At 70.4% G+C, this 16,590-nt stretch carries 15 protein-coding genes; 5 read left to right on the top strand and 10 right to left on the bottom strand.

Annotation, left to right across the window (positions count from 1 at the left end; genetic code table 11):
* The 5 genes from ACIPXB_RS21835 to rfbB form a co-directional block, all read right to left on the bottom strand.
* Positions 1-414, bottom strand: coding sequence for a DUF2304 domain-containing protein (locus ACIPXB_RS21835; RefSeq protein WP_401452365.1), 414 nt, complete (start codon positions 412-414; stop codon positions 1-3).
* The gene (locus ACIPXB_RS21830) at positions 414-1,100 is read right to left on the bottom strand and encodes a glycosyltransferase family 2 protein (RefSeq protein ID WP_401452363.1); all 687 of its coding nucleotides are present in this window, start codon (positions 1,098-1,100) and stop codon (positions 414-416) included. The genes ACIPXB_RS21835 and ACIPXB_RS21830 overlap by 1 nt, the downstream gene beginning before the upstream one ends.
* A 68-nt stretch (positions 1,101-1,168) precedes the next feature.
* Positions 1,169-2,500 carry a lipopolysaccharide biosynthesis protein gene (locus ACIPXB_RS21825; RefSeq protein WP_401452361.1) on the bottom strand — a complete coding sequence of 444 codons (1,332 nt, stop codon included), beginning with the start codon at positions 2,498-2,500 and terminating at the stop codon, positions 1,169-1,171.
* Entirely contained in the window at positions 2,497-3,366 is an 870-nt protein-coding gene (gene rfbD / locus ACIPXB_RS21820) for a dTDP-4-dehydrorhamnose reductase (RefSeq protein ID WP_401452506.1), read from the bottom strand. The genes ACIPXB_RS21825 and rfbD overlap by 4 nt, the downstream gene beginning before the upstream one ends.
* Positions 3,367-3,413: 47 nt before the next feature.
* Positions 3,414-4,391: a dTDP-glucose 4,6-dehydratase gene (gene rfbB, locus ACIPXB_RS21815; RefSeq protein WP_401452359.1), complete on the bottom strand. Its 978-nt coding sequence runs from the start codon at positions 4,389-4,391 to the stop codon at positions 3,414-3,416.
* An 82-nt stretch (positions 4,392-4,473) separates the two neighbouring features.
* Here rfbB and rfbA point away from each other — a divergent pair, with 82 nt between their 5' ends.
* Positions 4,474-5,349 (top strand): glucose-1-phosphate thymidylyltransferase RfbA, encoded by an 876-nt coding sequence (gene rfbA / locus ACIPXB_RS21810; protein ID WP_401452357.1) that lies wholly within the window; start codon positions 4,474-4,476, stop codon positions 5,347-5,349.
* The gene (rfbC, locus tag ACIPXB_RS21805; RefSeq protein WP_401452355.1) at positions 5,346-5,945 is read left to right on the top strand and encodes a dTDP-4-dehydrorhamnose 3,5-epimerase; all 600 of its coding nucleotides are present in this window, start codon (positions 5,346-5,348) and stop codon (positions 5,943-5,945) included. The genes rfbA and rfbC overlap by 4 nt, the downstream gene beginning before the upstream one ends.
* A 72-nt stretch (positions 5,946-6,017) precedes the next feature.
* Here rfbC and ACIPXB_RS21800 read toward each other — a convergent pair whose 3' ends face one another.
* Positions 6,018-7,187 (bottom strand): hypothetical protein, encoded by a 1,170-nt coding sequence (locus ACIPXB_RS21800; RefSeq protein WP_401452353.1) that lies wholly within the window; start codon positions 7,185-7,187, stop codon positions 6,018-6,020.
* A gap of 143 nt (positions 7,188-7,330) precedes the next feature.
* Between ACIPXB_RS21800 and ACIPXB_RS21795 the strand changes: the two genes are divergently transcribed.
* On the top strand, positions 7,331-8,323 hold the full coding sequence (locus ACIPXB_RS21795; protein WP_401452351.1) for a hypothetical protein: 993 nt from the start codon (positions 7,331-7,333) through the stop codon (positions 8,321-8,323).
* A 148-nt stretch (positions 8,324-8,471) separates the two neighbouring features.
* Here the strand turns inward: ACIPXB_RS21795 and tuf are convergent, their stop codons facing one another.
* From tuf to rpsL, 4 genes are all read right to left on the bottom strand, one after another.
* Entirely contained in the window at positions 8,472-9,665 is a 1,194-nt protein-coding gene (tuf, locus tag ACIPXB_RS21790; protein ID WP_401452349.1) for an elongation factor Tu, read from the bottom strand.
* 150 nt (positions 9,666-9,815) lie between these two features.
* Entirely contained in the window at positions 9,816-11,948 is a 2,133-nt protein-coding gene (gene fusA / locus ACIPXB_RS21785) for an elongation factor G (RefSeq protein ID WP_401452347.1), read from the bottom strand.
* A 39-nt stretch (positions 11,949-11,987) separates the two neighbouring features.
* Positions 11,988-12,458: a 30S ribosomal protein S7 gene (gene rpsG, locus ACIPXB_RS21780; RefSeq protein ID WP_053731192.1), complete on the bottom strand. Its 471-nt coding sequence runs from the start codon at positions 12,456-12,458 to the stop codon at positions 11,988-11,990.
* A gap of 2 nt (positions 12,459-12,460) precedes the next feature.
* Positions 12,461-12,832: a 30S ribosomal protein S12 gene (rpsL, locus tag ACIPXB_RS21775; RefSeq protein WP_007265893.1), complete on the bottom strand. Its 372-nt coding sequence runs from the start codon at positions 12,830-12,832 to the stop codon at positions 12,461-12,463.
* A gap of 346 nt (positions 12,833-13,178) precedes the next feature.
* Between rpsL and ACIPXB_RS21770 the strand changes: the two genes are divergently transcribed.
* Both ACIPXB_RS21770 and ACIPXB_RS21765 read left to right on the top strand, forming a co-directional pair.
* Positions 13,179-15,692 (top strand): YfhO family protein, encoded by a 2,514-nt coding sequence (locus ACIPXB_RS21770; RefSeq protein WP_401452345.1) that lies wholly within the window; start codon positions 13,179-13,181, stop codon positions 15,690-15,692.
* 84 nt (positions 15,693-15,776) lie between these two features.
* The gene (locus tag ACIPXB_RS21765) at positions 15,777-16,487 is read left to right on the top strand and encodes a Crp/Fnr family transcriptional regulator (protein ID WP_401452343.1); all 711 of its coding nucleotides are present in this window, start codon (positions 15,777-15,779) and stop codon (positions 16,485-16,487) included.
* Positions 16,488-16,590: the final 103 nt, after the last annotated feature.

Here is a 16,590-nt window from a genome sequence, read left to right as displayed (position 1 = left end):
TCAGGCCTTCACGGAGTCGGAGGGCTTCGCCGGGGCCGGGACGGCGGCGCCGTCCTCCGCGCCGAGGCGCTCGTCGTTGTGCCGCAGGCCCTCGTTGATGGCCACGGTCCGCGCGAGGTCGGTGATCTTCTTCTCCAGCGAGCGGAAGCGCAGGAAGGTGTTGAGGGTCAGGAAGCCCATCGCCAGCACCATGACGTACAGCACGAGGTCGGTGCCGCGGCCGACGCCGAGCTGCTGGGCGACCCAGGTGACGTCGGTCGGGCGGAGCACCGCGTACACGTTGACGACGACGAACAGCGAGAACGCGATGCGCTTCCAGGCACGGTTCTTGGCCTGGCTCCAGGTCCGTATGAAGACCAGGGCCATCGACACCGAGCCCGCGATGAGCAGCAGCTGGATCCAGAAGTACTTCATCAGCGGCCACGCTCCCGCATCGTGATGTCGAAAATGATGTTGACGCCGTTGATCAGGGACTGGCCCTTGGCGCGCGAGTACTCGGTGTAGAGGATGTCCACCGGCACCTCGGCGACCCGCAGGTCGGAGCCGGCGAGGAAGCCGACGATCTCCGAGGCGTGGGCCATGCCGTTCATGGTGATCCGCAGCTGCTCCGCCGCCTCGCGGCCCAGCACCCGCAGGCCGTTGTGCGCGTCGGTGAGCTTGAGCTTGCGGGCGGTCGGGCTGACGGCGGCGGCCGTGCGCAGCACGACCCGCTTGATCCACGGGACCTGGTCGTTCTGCACGATGAAGCGGGAGCCGAGCACCACGTCGACCTCGCCGCCGCGCAGCACCTCGACCATCTTCTCGACGTCGTGGGTCTGGTGCTGGCCGTCCGCGTCGAAGGTGGCGAAGTACTTCGCGCCGGGCTGGGCGAGCGCGTACGTCAGGCCGGTCTGCAGGGCGGCGCCCTGGCCGAGGTTGACGGGGTGGCGGACGAGGTGGGCGCCGGTGGTGGCGATGTGCTGGGCCGAGTCGTCGGTGCTGCCGTCGTCGACGACGACGATGTTCGGGAAGGTCTTGCGCGCTCCCTCCACGACGTCGGCGATCACCTGACCCTCGTTATAGGCCGGTATGACCAGCCAGACGTCGTCGTATTGGGTCACGGTAGCTCCAGCGGAATTCGGCACGTTCGTGTGCGCGGTGATCGGTGTGGCATCAAGGGCCGGCTCGGTCATCTGCTGACCGCACCGGCGCCCAGCGGGCTTGCGGCGTCCGTGTGCCCGGCCCCCTGCGCGGCAGCCGCGGCCGCTCCGGGGAAGCTCAGCCTCAGCGCCGTCAGCATACCGAGGACGGTGGCGAGGGAGCCGAGAGCGTAGGCGAGGATCACCCGCAGGGCCACGTCGCCCGGCGCGAAGGTGATGCACACCAGTACTACGGTACCGACGGCCCAGCACAGCAGTTGCAGGTTGTGCCGCCTGAATACCATCAGGGCCTGTCCGAGGACCATCGCGAACATGTACGCGACGGTGCCCGCGGACAGCAGGAAGAAGTCGAAGGATCCGAGCGCCGGACGGGCGCCGAAGAGCACCTCGATGAGCCAGGGGCCCAGCGCCGTGGCGGGCACCCCGCCGGCCAGCCCCAGCAGTCCGACGACCACGCCGATGCGGCGCAGCATCGACCAGAACGCCGCCCGGTCGCCGGCCTCGAACGCGGCGCTCAGCCCGCTCAGCAGCGAGGCCTGGAGCGAGCCGAAGACGAACAGCGGCACCCGGGCCAGGACCAGGGCGCTCAGCAGCGCCGCGATCAGCGCGCTGTCGGTGGGGGCGAGCAGCTTGGTGCTCATCACCGCCGCGTTGACGACGACCTGGGCCAGCAGGGTGGAGCAGATCAGCAGGCCGAGCCCGCCGGTCAGCTCGCGCCAGCCGGCCACGTCCCCGGGTCCGCTGGCGCGCAGCAGCGCGGGCAGGGTCACGAGCACCGAGACGACCGGTGCGACGGCGAGCACCAGGCTGAAGGCGAGCGCCGAGTGCAGCCCGGCCAGCGCGCAGCCGAAGGCGAGCGCGATGCGCAGGCCGCCGTCGACGGCGAGCTGGGTGCCGTACGCGCCGAAGCGGCCGAGGCCGGCGAGGACGCCGCGGGTGAGGTAGCAGACGGCCATGCCGGTGAAGGCGGCGCCGAGCGCGGCCACCAGGCCGCGGTCGCCGTGGAAGAGCAGGTCGGCGACGGGGCCCGCGGCCAGGCCCAGGGCGAGCAGGGTCGCGCCGAGGATCCCGGTGGTGAGCAGGGCGGCCCGGCGCAGTACGGGGGCGGCGCCCTGGCCGCCCACGGCGCGGGCGGCGACGATCCGGGTGAGCTCCTGCTCGATGGGGAAGAAGAGGCCGATGCCGACCGACATCACGATGGTCCACAGCACGGAGACGTTCGCCATGGCGTCCGTCGACAGGCTGTGTCCGGCGACACCGAGGTGGACGTACGAGGCGGCGCCGAGCACGACGGTGCCGCCGGCCACCGCGACGGTGCCCGGCGGCAGCGCCGCGGTGAGCCTGGTCAGCAGGGACGTCATCCCGCGCTGCCGTTCCGGGCCGCCTTCGCGAGCGCGGCGAAGCCGGGGGTGGCGAGCGCCTCGGCCAGCTGGTCCCGCCAGTCGGGCAGCGGGGCCAGGCCGGCCTCGGCCCAGCCGTCGTGCGCGAGCACGCTGAAGGCGGGGCGGACGGCGGGGCGGACGAACGCCTCGGAGGTGGTCGGCCGGATCCGCTCGGGGTCCAGTCCGCATCGCCGGTAGGTCTCGCGGGCCAGGCCCATCCAGGTGGTCCGGCCGCTCGCGGTGCCGTGGTAGATCCCGCCCATGGCCGAGCCGTTGAGGGCGGCCAGGCCGAGCTCGACCAGGTGGCGGGCCAGGGCGTAGGACCAGGTGGGCTGGCCGTGCTGGTCGTCGACCACGTCGAGGCTGTCGCGCTGGACGGCCAGCTTCAGCATGGTGGCGACGAAGTTCGCCCCGTGCTCGCCGTACAGCCAGGCCGTCCGTACGACGTAGCCGTCCTGCGGCAGAGTCGCGGTGACGGCCTGCTCGCCGACGAGCTTGGACCGCCCGTACGCGTTGACCGGGCCGGTCGCGGCGTCCTCGCGGTACGGCTCGGTGGCGTCGCCGGGCAGCACGTAGTCGGTGGAGACGTGGATCAGGCGCACGTGGGCGGCGGCGCAGGCCTCGGCGAGGACGCGCACGGCGGTGCCGTTGACCGCGGTGGCGGCCTCCTCGGCGGTCTCGGCGCCGTCGACGTCCGTCCAGGCGGCGCAGTTCACGACCACGGTGGCGCCCTCGACCGCGGCCCGGACGGCGGCCGGGTCGGTGATGTCGAGGTCGGCGCGGCTCAGGCCGACGGCCTCGATCTTCGCGCGCTTGAGGACGGTCAGGACGTCCTGGCCGAGCATCCCGCCCGCGCCGGTGACGAGCCAGCGCCCGGCGAAGGAGTTGGTCCTCACTTCTGCAGCGCCGCCTTCGCCTTCAGCGGCTCCCACCAGGCGCGGTTCTCGCGGTACCAGTCGATGGTGGCCTTGATGCCGTCCTCGAAGGTGACCTGCGGGGCGTAGCCCAGCTCGGCGCCGATCTTGCTGATGTCGATGGAGTAGCGCAGGTCGTGGCCCTTGCGGTCCTCGACGTGCTCGACCATGTCCCAGCCGAGGCCGGCGGCCTCCAGCAGGACGCCGGTGAGCTCCTTGTTGGTGAGCTCGGTGCCGCCGCCGATGTTGTAGACCTCGCCGGCCCGGCCCCCCCGCATGGCCAGGTCGATGCCGCGGCAGTGGTCGGAGACGTGCAGCCAGTCGCGGACGTTGCCGCCGTTGCCGTACAGCGGGACCTTCCTGCCGTCCATCAGGTTGGAGACGAACAGCGGGATGACCTTCTCCGGGAACTGGTAGTGCCCGTAGTTGTTGGAGCAGCGCGTGACCACCACGTCCATGCCGTGGGTGCGCGCGTAGGCCAGGGCCAGCAGGTCCGAGGACGCCTTGGAGGCGGAGTACGGCGAGTTGGGGACCAGCGGCCACTCCTCGGTCCAGGAGCCCTCGCCGATCGAGCCGTACACCTCGTCGGTGGAGATGTGGACGAAGCGGCCGACGCCGTGCTTGCGGGCGGCGTCGAGGAGCACCTGGGTGCCGACGACGTTGGTCATCACGAACGGTCCGGCGCCGGCGATCGAGCGGTCCACGTGAGACTCGGCGGCGAAGTGCACCACGACGTCGTGACCGGGCATGACCTGGTCGACGGCCTCCGCGTCGCAGATGTCGCCCTTGACGAAGCGGTAGCCGGGGTGGTCGGCGACCGGCGCAAGGTTGGCCTCAACGCCGGAGTAGGTCAGCTTGTCGAAGACCGTGATCCGTGCGGACGCGTCGGCACCGAGCTGCTGGCGGACGAATTCTGAACCGATGAAGCCGGCGCCGCCGGTCACGAGGATGCGCATAATACGAAGAGTCTAGCGGTCCGCTGAACGTCACACTCCGGCCCCGGCCCGCCCCCTCGCGCCCCTCGCTTAGGGTTCTCCCATGCGTGGAATTCTCTTGGCCGGTGGTACCGGATCCCGACTCTGGCCGCTGACGCGGGCAGTCTCGAAGCAGCTCCTGCCCGTCTTCGACAAGCCGATGATCTACTACCCGCTGTCCACCCTGGTCATGGCCGGGATCAGTGAAATCCTGATCATCACCACCCCCGAGGACCGTGACCAGTTCGAGCGACTGCTCGGCGACGGCTCGCAGTTCGGCCTCAAGCTGGAGTACGCCGTCCAGGAGCGCCCGGAGGGCATCGCCCAGGCGTTCGTCCTCGGCGCGGACTTCATCGGCGACGAGCACGTCGCCCTGATCCTCGGCGACAACATCTTCCACGGCAGCGGGCTCGGCACCCGGCTCGCCCAGCACACCGACGCCAAGGGCGGCCGGGTCTTCGCGTACCCGGTGGCGGACCCGACGGCGTACGGCGTCGTCGAGTTCGACGACAACGGCCAGGCGATCTCCATCGAGGAGAAGCCGGCCAAGCCCAAGTCCCGCTACGCGGTGCCGGGTCTGTACTTCTACGACAACCAGGTCGTGGAGATCGCGCGCGGCCTGAAGCCCAGCGCCCGCGGCGAGCTGGAGATCACGGCCGTCAACGACGCCTACCTCCAGGCCGGTGAGCTCAATGTCACCATCCTCGACCGCGGTACCGCGTGGCTGGACACCGGGACGTTCGTCTCCATGGTGCAGGCCTCGGAGTTCGTGCGCGTGATCGAGGAGCGCCAGGGCTTCAAGATCGGCTGCATCGAGGAGGCGGCCTGGCGGGCCGGCCTGATCGACTCCGCGCAGCTGCGCGCCCTCGCCGAGCCGCTGGTCAAGAGCGGTTACGGCGACTACCTGCTGCGTCTGCTGGACGAGGAGAGCGCCCGATGAAGATCCGTCCCCTGTCGATCGACGGTGCCTTCGAGCTCACCCCGCAGCTGCACGGGGACCCGCGCGGCCTGTTCACCGAGTGGTACCGCCACGACAAGCTGGCCGAGGTCGTCGGCCACCCGCTGAAGCTGGCGCAGGCCAACCTCTCGGTGTCGTCGCGCGGCGTGGTCCGCGGCATCCACTTCGCCGACGTCCCGCCCGGCCAGGCCAAGTACGTGACGTGCGTGCGCGGCGCCGTGCTCGACGTCATCGTCGACCTGCGGGTGGGCTCCCCGACCTTCGGCCGCTGGGAGGGCGTCCGGCTGGACGACGTCGACCGCCGCGCGGTCTACATCTCCGAGGGCCTGGGCCACGGCTTCTGCGCGCTGAGCGACGACGCGACGCTGTCGTACCTCTGCTCGGAGACGTACAACCCGACGGGCGAGCACGCGGTGCACCCGCTGGACCCCGACCTCGGCATCGAGTGGCCGGCGGACGTCCCGCAGCTCTCGGCCCGCGACGAGGCCGCCCCGTCCCTGGCCGAGGCGATCGCGTCGGGCCTGCTGCCGGACTACGCGGCCTGCCAGGAGTTCACGGAATCCCTGCGGACGGTCTGACACCCGACGCCGTACGAGGAGAAGGGCCGCACCCGGCAGGGTGCGGCCCTTCTCACATGGGGCCCGCGGGCCTCAGGTCCGGGACAGGGCCCCGCACCCCTCATCGGTTCCGTCGCGGGCGATGTCCTTGCTGCGGTCGTACGGGTCCACGGGCGGCCCCGACGGCTGCGGGCCCGTGTCCGGGCTGTCGCTGAAGGAGGGGTGCAGGAAGCCGTCGAAGTCGGAGCAGGACGAGTTGAGGACGTCGTAGCTGTAGTCACCGAGCTGCATCGTGTCCGGCGTGACCTGCCAGCGGGCCGGGTCGGCGAACGCGAACGTCATCTGGCGGCGCACGATGGTCCGCCGGACCTCGCTCGCGCCGGCCTTCACCTGTACGAGCGGGTAGACGAACGTGTAGTCCGCCGCCACGTCGAACTGCCCCGGCTTCGGGCCGTCCTTGACCGTCATCCGGCCGCGCACCTTCACCACGTCGCCGGCGAGCCTGAGTTCGGCCGGATCGATCCGGGTGAACATCTGGAGCGGATCCGTCTCCTTGGCCGGCCGGTCCAGGGCCCGCTCCAGGCGGTCGACGGCCTCGCGCTGGCGCGGCTCGATCATCTTCAGCACGGCCTCGGGGCGGTCCCCGCGCAGGGTGGCCGGGTCCAGGTTGGCCAGCACCAGGAACTGCTTGACCTGCGCCAGCCCCTGCGCGACCTGCTCCTTGGACACCCCGCCCGCGGCCTGCGCCTCGGGCACCTCGATCCCGGCGGCGCCGTCGGCCCACTGCACGGCGGGCGATCCGCGGAAAGGTTCCTTCAGCGTGGGCCGGTCCGGATCCATCCGCTCCGGCGGCCCGGTGGGCCGTACGGACTCGGCCGGCAGCGGAGCCTGACGGCGACCGTCCTGCCCGTCCTGCCCTGCCTTCCCGGTGATCCGGTCGATGACCAGCTCCGGCCGTACGGCGATCAGCGCCAGCCCGGCGATCAGCACGATGACCACGGCCGCCTTCAGCCGCCGGCCGCCCTTCTCCCTCGGCGCCGGCCCGGTCCGCCACCCCGGCGGCGGCTCCGGCGCGTTCTTCCGCCCGAACCACGTCCGCCCGGCGGCCCGCGCCCGCTCCTCGTCCTCGCGCCGCAGCCGCTCGGTCACCATCCGCGCCCGCGCGGACGGCTCCTTGGGCGCCTCCCCCACCCCGAGCTCGGCCTGCCGCAGGAACTTGTCCCAGTCGTCGTCACTGACCGACGACCCCCCACTGCCACCCACGGTGTCCCCCACGTAGCTCACTCACCCCATGCGCTGCGCAGGATCTCACACCCCACCGACACCCCGCCGAACAGCCCACCCGGACGAGTGGTCATATGCCACAGGAACGTTCCTGGTCACTCGAGCCGCTCTACCTTTCGGGCATGGTCACTTCCCCCCACGAGGCGTCCCACCGGATCTTCCAGGACCGGCCGGAACTCCTCGCACCCGTCTTCGGGATCCTCGGCGTACCGCTGCCGCCGAAGGCGACGATCGACGTCCTGACCCCCGACGCCACCGAGATCCGCCCCCTGGAACGGCGCGTCGACAGTGTGCTGCGCGTGGAGACATCCGAAGGCGCGCGGTTCCTGCTCGCGATCGAGGCCCAGGGACGGCGCGATCCGGACAAGGCATCCAGCTGGACGTACTACCTCGCGTACCTCCGGGCCAAGTACGAGCTGCCGGCACTGCTCCTGGTCCTCTGCCGGGACAAGACGACGGCCCGGTGGGCGGCCGGCCCGTTCACCATGGCGGCGGAGGGCTGGACCTCGGTCAGTACGCACCCGCTGGTCCTGGGACCGGGGAACGTACCCCTCATCACCGACCCCGCCGAGGCCGCGCGCAATCTCGCGCTGGCCACCTTCTCGGCCCTGACTCATGGCCGCGACGAACGGGCCCCGGCCATACTGGAGGCCCTCATGCAGGCCATGGGTGCCACCGACTCGGCAACGCACCTCTACTACTCGGAAATGTTGGAGATCGGCCTGGGCGACTCGCCGGCCGGAGACACTTGGAGGACTCTGATGGGCGTGACCAGCTACTTCCCCGGCCGGGGGACCCTGATCGAGAAGGCCATGCTCGAAGGAGCGGCCAGGGGCATGGCCGAAGGAAAGGCCGAGGGACTCGCCGAGGGACTCGCCGCGGGCAAGGCCGCGGGGCTCGCCGAGGGCAAGGCCGAGGGCCAGGCGGCCGGGCTCGCCCAGGGCAAGGCCGAGGACATCCTCCGCCTGCTCGACCGTCGCGGGATCGCCGTCTCCCTCGACATCCGCGTGCGCGTGTCCGCGTGCACCGACATCGACGTCCTCGACCACTGGTTCGACCGGGCCATCACGGCGACCACCGCCGACGAGCTGTTCGGCGACGAGCCCGACGCGTAGCCACCGCCTACCCGCCGAGCCCGGAGCGGCCGGCGCCCGGCAAAGACGAAGGGCCCCGTCCCGCCGCGTGAGCGGTGGGACGGGGCCCTTCGGTCAAGCATGGTGCTCGCTCGCGCGAGCGCCAGGCCGGACCCGAAGATGTCGGAACTTACTTCGTGATCTTGGTGACCTGGCCGGCGCCGACCGTACGACCACCCTCACGGATGGCGAACTTCAGGCCCTCCTCCATGGCGACCGGCTGGATCAGCGCGACCGTCATCTCGGTGTTGTCGCCCGGCATGACCATCTCGGTGCCCTCGGGGAGGGTCACAACGCCGGTCACGTCCGTGGTACGGAAGTAGAACTGCGGGCGGTAGTTGTTGAAGAACGGCGTGTGGCGGCCACCCTCGTCCTTGGACAGGATGTAGGCCTGCGCCTCGAACTCGGTGTGCGGGGTGACCGAGCCCGGCTTGATGATGACCTGGCCGCGCTCGACGTCCTCGCGCTTGATGCCACGGAGGAGCAGACCGACGTTCTCACCGGCCTGGCCCTCGTCGAGCAGCTTGCGGAACATCTCGATGCCCGTGACCGTGGTGGTGGTCTTCTGCTCCTTGATGCCGATGATGTCAACGGTCTCGTTGACCTTCAGGACACCACGCTCGATACGACCGGTGACGACGGTGCCACGACCGGTGATCGTGAAGACGTCCTCGACGGGCATGAGGAACGGCTTCTCGGTGTCACGCGGCGGGGTCGGGATCGACTCGTCGACAGCCTTCATGAGGCCGAGGAGCTTCTCGCCCCACTCCTTGTCGCCCTCGAGCGCCTTGAGCGCGGAGACCTGGACGACCGGAACGTCGTCGCCCGGGAACTCGTACTCGGAGAGGAGCTCACGAACCTCGAGCTCGACGAGCTCCAGGATCTCCTCGTCGTCCACCATGTCGGCCTTGTTCAGGGCGACGACGATGTACGGAACGCCGACCTGGCGGGCCAGGAGCACGTGCTCCTTGGTCTGCGGCATCGGGCCGTCGGTGGCGGCGACCACGAGGATGGCGCCGTCCATCTGCGCGGCACCGGTGATCATGTTCTTGATGTAGTCCGCGTGACCCGGGCAGTCGACGTGGGCGTAGTGACGCGCCTCGGTCTGGTACTCGACGTGCGCGATGGAGATGGTGATACCGCGCTGGCGCTCCTCAGGAGCCTTGTCGATCTGGTCGAAGGCCGAGGCCTCGTTCAGGTCCGGGTACGCGTCGTGCAGCACCTTGGTAATGGCGGCCGTGAGGGTCGTCTTACCGTGGTCGATGTGACCGATGGTGCCGATGTTGACGTGCGGCTTAGTCCGCTCGAACTTCGCCTTCGCCACTGGGGTCCTCCTGGGGAGTGGTTCTGTACGCCTTACTCATCGGCGCCAGGTGATCTTTGCTGGAATGCCGGCCCCGGGGGCGGAGAGAACGGTTGTTCCCGTCCGCCCCTGGGACACCGGTGACAAGCCTAAAGCGTGTACTCGGAAGAGTTACTCGCCCTTGGCCTTCGCGATGATCTCCTCGGCGACGTTCCGGGGAACCTCGGCGTAGGAGTCGAACTGCATCGAGTAGCTTGCGCGACCCGAGGTCTTGCTGCGGAGGTCGCCGACGTAGCCGAACATCTCCGAAAGCGGCACGAGGCCCTTGACGATCTTGGCTCCGTGACGGTCCTCCATGGCCTGGATCTGGCCACGGCGGGAGTTGATGTCACCGATGACGTCGCCCATGGACTCCTCCGGCGTGGTGACCTCGACGGCCATCATCGGCTCGAGGAGCACGGGAGAAGCCTTGCGCGCGGCCTCCTTGAAGGCCTGCGAACCGGCGATCTTGAACGCGAGCTCGGAGGAGTCGACCTCGTGGTAGCCACCGTCGAGAAGCGTGACGCGGACGCCCGTCATCTCGTAGCCGGCCAGGATGCCGAACTGCATGGCCTCCTGCGCACCGGCGTCGACCGAAGGGATGTACTCCTTCGGCACGCGGCCACCGGTGACCTTGTTCACGAACTCGTACGCCGGACCATCGGCGTCCGTGATCGGCTCGATCGCGATCTGCACCTTGGCGAACTGACCGGTACCACCGGTCTGCTTCTTGTGGGTGTAGTCGTGACGCTCGACGGCCTTGCGGATCGTCTCGCGGTACGCGACCTGCGGCTTGCCGACGTTGGCCTCGACCTTGAACTCACGCTTCATACGGTCGACCAGCACCTCGAGGTGCAGCTCGCCCATACCGCCGAGGATGGTCTGGCCCGTCTCCTCGTCCGAGTGGACGTGGAAGGAGGGGTCCTCCTCCGCGAGACGCTGGATGGCGACACCCAGCTTCTCCTGGTCACCCTTGGACTTGGGCTCGATGGCGACCTGGATGACCGGAGCCGGGAAGTCCATGGACTCCAGGATCACGGGGCTCTTGTCGTCGCACAGCGTCTCACCGGTGGTGGTCTGCTTCAGGCCCATGACGGCGACGATGTCGCCGGCGCCCACCGCGTCGATCTCCTCACGCTTGTTCGCGTGCATGCGGTAGATCTTGCCGATGCGCTCCTTCTTGCCCTTGACGGAGTTCAGCACCGAGGTGCCGGCCTCCAGGCGGCCCGAGTAGACCCGGACGAAGGTGAGCTTGCCCAGGTGCGGGTCGCTCATGATCTTGAACGCGAGCGCGGCGAGGGGCTCCTCGTCGGACGGCTTGCGCTTCACGACCACCTCGGCGTCGCGGACGTCGTGGCCCTCGATGGCCTCGATGTCCAGCGGCGACGGGAGGTAGCGGACGACGGCGTCGAGCAGGGGCTGGACGCCCTTGTTCTTGAACGCCGTGCCACAGAACACCGCGGTGATCGTGGGCTCGCCCTTGCCCTTGCCGGAGCCGAGGATGATACGGCGCACGGCCGCGTGCAGCTGCTCCTCGGTCGGCTCCTCGCCGCCCAGGTACAGCTCCATCATCTCTTCGTCGTTCTCGGCGACGGTCTCGACGAGCTTGCCGCGCCACTCCTCGGCCAGCTCGGTGTGCGTGGCCGGGATGTCGACGACGTCGTACATCTCGCCCTTGGTGGCCTCGGCGGACCACACGAGGGCCTTCATGCGGACGAGGTCGACCACGCCCTTGAAGTCCGCCTCGGCACCGATCGGCAGCTGCATCACGATCGGAACCGCACCGAGGCGGTCCTTGATCATGTCGACGCAGCGCATGAACTCGGCGCCGGTACGGTCGAGCTTGTTGACGAAGCAGATACGCGGAACGCCGTAGCGGTCCGCCTGACGCCAAACGGTCTCGGACTGCGGCTCCACACCGGCGACACCGTCGAACACGGTGACGGCACCGTCGAGGACGCGGAGCGAACGCTCCACCTCGACCGTGAAGTCCACGTGACCCGGGGTGTCGATGATGTTGATGGTGTGGTCGACGTCCTCGAGCGGCCAGTGACAGGTCGTCGCGGCGGACGTGATGGTGATGCCGCGCTCCTGCTCCTGCTCCATCCAGTCCATCGTGGCGGCGCCGTCGTGGACCTCACCGATCTTGTACGACACGCCGGTGTAGAACAGGATGCGCTCGGTGGTGGTCGTCTTGCCCGCGTCGATGTGAGCCATGATGCCGATGTTGCGCACCTTGGCAAGGTCAAGCGAAGTGGTAGCCATGTCGGCTCAGTCTTCTCTCGGTCTCGATGTGGGTTGCGACTACCAGCGGTAGTGCGCGAAGGCCTTGTTGGACTCGGCCATCTTGTGCGTGTCCTCACGCTTCTTGACGGCCGCACCAAGGCCGTTCGAGGCGTCGAGGAGCTCGTTCATCAGGCGCTCGGTCATGGTCTTCTCGCGGCGGGCGCGGGAGTAACCCACGAGCCAGCGCAGCGCCAGGGTCGACTGGCGACCCGGCTTGACCTCGACCGGAACCTGGTAGGTCGCGCCACCGACACGGCGGGACTTGACCTCGAGGGACGGCTTGACGTTCTCCAGCGCGCGCTTCAGCGTGATGACCGGGTCGTTGCCGGTCTTCTCGCGGAGGCCCTCCATGGCGCCGTAGACGATGCGCTCGGCGGTGGAGCGCTTGCCGTCCAGGAGGATCTTGTTGATGAGCGAGGTCACCAGAGGAGAGCTGTAGACCGGGTCGATGATGACCGGGCGCTTCGGGGCGGGGCCCTTACGAGGCATTCTTACTTCTCCTTCTTGGCGCCGTAGCGGCTGCGGGCCTGCTTGCGGTTCTTGACAGCCTGGGTGTCAAGCGCACCGCGGATGATCTTGTAACGAACACCCGGCAGGTCCTTCACACGGCCACCACGCACGAGCACGATGGAGTGCTCCTGCAGGTTGTGTCCCTCACCCGGAATGTAAGCGGTGACCTCGATGCCGGAGGTCAGACGCACACGCGCGACCTTACGGAGCGCCGAGTTCGGCTTCTTCGGGGTGGTCGTGAACACACGCGTGCAGACGCCACGGCGCTGGGGCGAAGCCTCGAGCGCGGGCGTCTTCGTCTTCTCGACCTTGTCCTGCCGGCCCTTACGGACCAGCTGCTGGATCGTAGGCACTACTTCTCCGGTTTCTGTGTGCCGTTCGTAAAACTAACCTGGAACTTCTCCGACCCACGCGGTCGGGTGTGTCGGACTCGGTCGGCTCCGCGAGATGCGGGAGACGTACACGAATCGCGGTGGCCGGTCCGACCCCCGTGCGGTTGATGGACACGCACGAGAGCCCAGGCACACCCCAGGCACAAGGTCTGAGCGTACCTACCTCACAGAGGTAGGTCAAAACAAATGCCCAGCACGAAAACACACCACGCGCAAGCCGAACGGGCGCCCGACTCCGCCCCACCTAAACTGGCCCGTCGCACCAGGTCCGCGCAACCGACCAGCAGGGAGCAGAGCATTGGGGACCGTGGCAGCGGAGTCGGCGGCCGTCGGCACCCCGCCCACCGACCGCGCACCGACCACGGGCCGCGGCGGTACGCCGCCCGGCCGCCTGCGGGGGCTCCGGAGACGGTCGCGCCGGCTGTACGGCCCCCTCCTCGCCGCCGTGATCACCGCGACCGCGTCCTGCGCGGCCTGGGCCTGGCGCGGCACCTATCCCTTCGGCCCCACCGGCCGGGCCATCAACGACCAGGCCAACCAGTACGTGCCCTTCCACCGGGCGCTGTGGGACCTGGCGCACGGGCAGGCCGCCGGTGACGTGCTGTTCAGCTGGCGGGGCGGCTTCGGCCAGCAGTTCCTGGCGGACTACGCCACCTACCTCGGCAGTCCGCTGTCCTGGCTGACCGTCCTGGTCCCCCGGCACCACGTGGACCTGGCCGTCTTCGCGCTGACCCCGCTGACCATGGCCCTGGCGGCCGCTCTGATGACGGTCTACCTGGGCCGGCTGGTGCCCGGGCCGTGGTGGCAGCGGGGGGTGCTCGGGGCGACGTACGGGCTGTGCGGGTGGGCGCTGAGCGATGCCTCGTACATCCCGATGTGGCTGTGGGGCCTGGCCGCGCTGCCGATGCTCGGGATCGCCGTGGAGTGGTGCCTGCGGGAGCGGCGCTGGCCGGCCGCGGCCGCGCTCGTGGCGCTCGCCTGGTCCGGCAACTTCTACACGGCGATGATGGCCACGATGGCGGCGGCCGTTCTGCTGGCCGTCCGGCTGATCGTGCTGGACCTGACCGGGCGGCAGCGGCTGCGGGCCCTGTGGCGGGCCGGTACGGCGGTGGGCACCGGCATCCTGCTGACCCTGCCGCTGCTCCTGCCGTCGTTCCTGGCCAGCGGCGCCGCGCAGCCGACGAGGGCGGCCTCGTTCGATCCGGTCCGGCTGGAGGTCTTCCTGACCGGCATGCTCCCGGCCACCCATCTGTGGGGCGGCCGGCCCCGGCTCTACATCGCCTCCCTCGGTCTGATCCTGGCCGGGGCGTTCGTGCTGAACAGCGCGATCGCGGCGCGGACCCGGCTGGTGTGGGCGGCGGCGGTCGTGGCGGTCGCGGCGTCCTTCCAGATCCCGGCGACCCAGTACGTCTGGCACGGGCTGGCGGTGCCGAACGGCAATCCCTACCGCGAGGCGTTCGTCTTCAGCGGGCTGCTGGTGATCGTGGCCTGGCTGGCGCTGGCGAACCGCCCGCGCCCGCTGCACGTGGCGGTCCCGGCCGCGCTGCTGGTGCCGGCGGCCTTCGTACTGCGGCACACCGACGACTTCGACCGCCACACCTGGTACGCCGTCCTGGGCGGCGGCGCCCTCTCGCTGCTGGCCCTGGTCCTGCTCGCGCTGTCCGGGCGCCGCCGCGCGCTGCTCCCGGTGGCGGCCGTGCTGATGGCCGGCGTGGTCCTCGCCGAGTCCACGATGGCCGCGGCCGGCGCGGACGCGAGGCGTGGGCGCGAGAACTGGGCGGGCACCGCGGTCACCGCGAGCGCCTCCATCACCCACCACCGCGCGGCGGTCCGGAAGGCGGGGGGCTGGCCGGCGTACCGCACCGACTCGGGCAGCCCGCAGACCTCGTACAACGACGCGCTGGCGCTGGGCGCCGAGGGCCCGCAGTACTACAGCAGCTACCTGCCGGAGGCGACCTTCCGGGCCCTGGAGCCGCTGGGCTACGGCTTCAAGAACGACGGCCGGACCTTCTTCGGCGCCGACAACCCGGTGCTGGACGCGATCTTCGCCATCGGCGCCCGGGTCCGGCCCGGCGCCGCCCCGGACTCCTGGACCGCCACCCGCTTCCCCGCGCCCCCGCTGGTCACGGTCCGCAGCGCGCCCTTCACCTCGGCGCTGCCGGCCGACAGCGTCTACGCCCGCCAGGAGAACGTCCTGGGCAGCGCGGTGTACCAGGTCCCGGCCGTCACCCGCGGCGGCTCCGGCACCGAGCGGACGTACGCCGCCTCGTGCACGCCCGGCTCCGAGGCGTACTGGTTCTCCCCCGCCCTGGAGGGCACCGCGCTGGCCGGCGGCGGGGAGTACCGCCTGGAGGGCCGGATGACGGGCGTGATCGCACTCGGCACCGTTCCCGCCTCCGGGCGCGTCGACGTCACGGTGCGCACCGGCAGCGCGGGCGACGCGGGCGCGCACCCGGTGGGCTGCCTGGACCGGCCGCGGCTGGACGCGGCCGTGCGACGGCTGTCCGCCACCGGCGCCACCTCCGTACGGGCCGGCGGCCACGGCATCGAGGCCACCCTGCCCCGGGGCGCGGCCGGCACCGCCGTGTTCGCGATGACCGACGTCCCGGGCTGGGCGTGCTCCGCACCCGTGACGCCCTTCCACGGGCTGGTCGCCGTCGACCTGGCCCCCGGCACCCGGAAGGTCTCGTGCACCTTCACGCCGCCGGGGCTGCGCGCGGGGCTGGCCGGCGGGGCCCTGGCGGTGCTGGTGCTGCTGTCGGTGACGGTCGCGGGCCGCCGTCGGAGCCGGGGCTCCGAACACACCGTGCACACCGGGTGACGGGCCGGTTCCAATTCCGGTATTCCGGTGACCGCGCGCGCCCCTCGGTCAGTACATTGACCCGCCTGATGAACGGGGGGCGGCATGGCTGCGGCAGCACATCTCCCGGGCGACGGCGGGCTGGACGACCGGGTCCCGTTCCTCGCCCGACTCGAACACGAGGACGGCACGGCGTTACGTGAGCTCGGCCGCGAGCTCACGTTCGCACCCCGGGCTCCGCTGATCCACCAGAACGACGCTTCCAGCCACGTCCTGCTCATTCTCACCGGCTGGACCAAGGTCACCGCCTCCGCCGCCAACGGCTACCAGGCCCTGCTGGCCCTGCGCGGGCCCGGCGACATCCTCGGGGAGTCCGCCGCCCTGACCGGGCGGCCACGCTCGGCCACCGTGACCGCGCTGGAGCCCGTACGCGCCGTCGCCGTCGAGCACGAGCGCTTCCGCGACTTCCTGGCCCGCTCGCCGCGGGTCTCCCTCACCCTGCTCGGCCTGGCCGCCGACCGTACCCGTGCCGCGGACCAGCGGCGGCTGGAGTTCGCCTCCATGGACGTACGCGCCCGTCTCGCCGTCCTCCTCCTGGACCTGGCCCGCACCCACGGCAGACGCACCGACGAGGGCGTGGAACTGACGGTTCCGCTGACGAAGGAGGAGCTGGCGGGGGCCGTCGGGGCCTCCCGCGAGATGGTCCAACGCAAGCTCAAGGAACTGCGCGACCGGGGGGTCGTGATCACCGGGCGCCGGGCGCTGGTGATCGTACGGCCGGACATCCTGCTGCGCGTCGCGGGCCGCGCACAGTGACCCGTCGGTGCGGCGGTGACCCGTCAGTGCACTCGGTCACAGTCCGAGTGCGTCATCGGTCCTTAACCGCGGACCCCTGCCGGGCGCAGGCTGTTCCCGCACC

The organism is Streptomyces sp. NPDC090022 (genome assembly GCF_044748145.1).
GTDB lineage: Bacteria > Actinomycetota > Actinomycetes > Streptomycetales > Streptomycetaceae > Streptomyces.
This window is presented reverse-complemented; position numbering and strand designations above follow the sequence as displayed.

Excerpts from the sequence above, each read along its gene's own strand:
- rfbC (WP_401452355.1), top strand. The coding sequence starts at position 5,346 with ATGAAGATCCGTCCCCTGTCGATCGACGGTGCCTTCGAGCTCACCCCG.
- rfbA (WP_401452357.1), top strand. The coding sequence starts at position 4,474 with ATGCGTGGAATTCTCTTGGCCGGTGGTACCGGATCCCGACTCTGGCCG.
- ACIPXB_RS21835 (WP_401452365.1), bottom strand. The coding sequence starts at position 414 with ATGAAGTACTTCTGGATCCAGCTGCTGCTCATCGCGGGCTCGGTGTCG.
- rfbD (WP_401452506.1), bottom strand. The coding sequence starts at position 3,366 with ATGCTCGGCCAGGACGTCCTGACCGTCCTCAAGCGCGCGAAGATCGAG.
- rfbB (WP_401452359.1), bottom strand. The coding sequence starts at position 4,391 with ATGCGCATCCTCGTGACCGGCGGCGCCGGCTTCATCGGTTCAGAATTC.
- rpsG (WP_053731192.1), bottom strand. The coding sequence starts at position 12,458 with ATGCCTCGTAAGGGCCCCGCCCCGAAGCGCCCGGTCATCATCGACCCG.
- fusA (WP_401452347.1), bottom strand. The coding sequence starts at position 11,948 with ATGGCTACCACTTCGCTTGACCTTGCCAAGGTGCGCAACATCGGCATC.
- ACIPXB_RS21795 (WP_401452351.1), top strand. The coding sequence starts at position 7,331 with ATGGTCACTTCCCCCCACGAGGCGTCCCACCGGATCTTCCAGGACCGG.
- ACIPXB_RS21765 (WP_401452343.1), top strand. The coding sequence starts at position 15,777 with ATGGCTGCGGCAGCACATCTCCCGGGCGACGGCGGGCTGGACGACCGG.
- ACIPXB_RS21825 (WP_401452361.1), bottom strand. The coding sequence starts at position 2,500 with ATGACGTCCCTGCTGACCAGGCTCACCGCGGCGCTGCCGCCGGGCACC.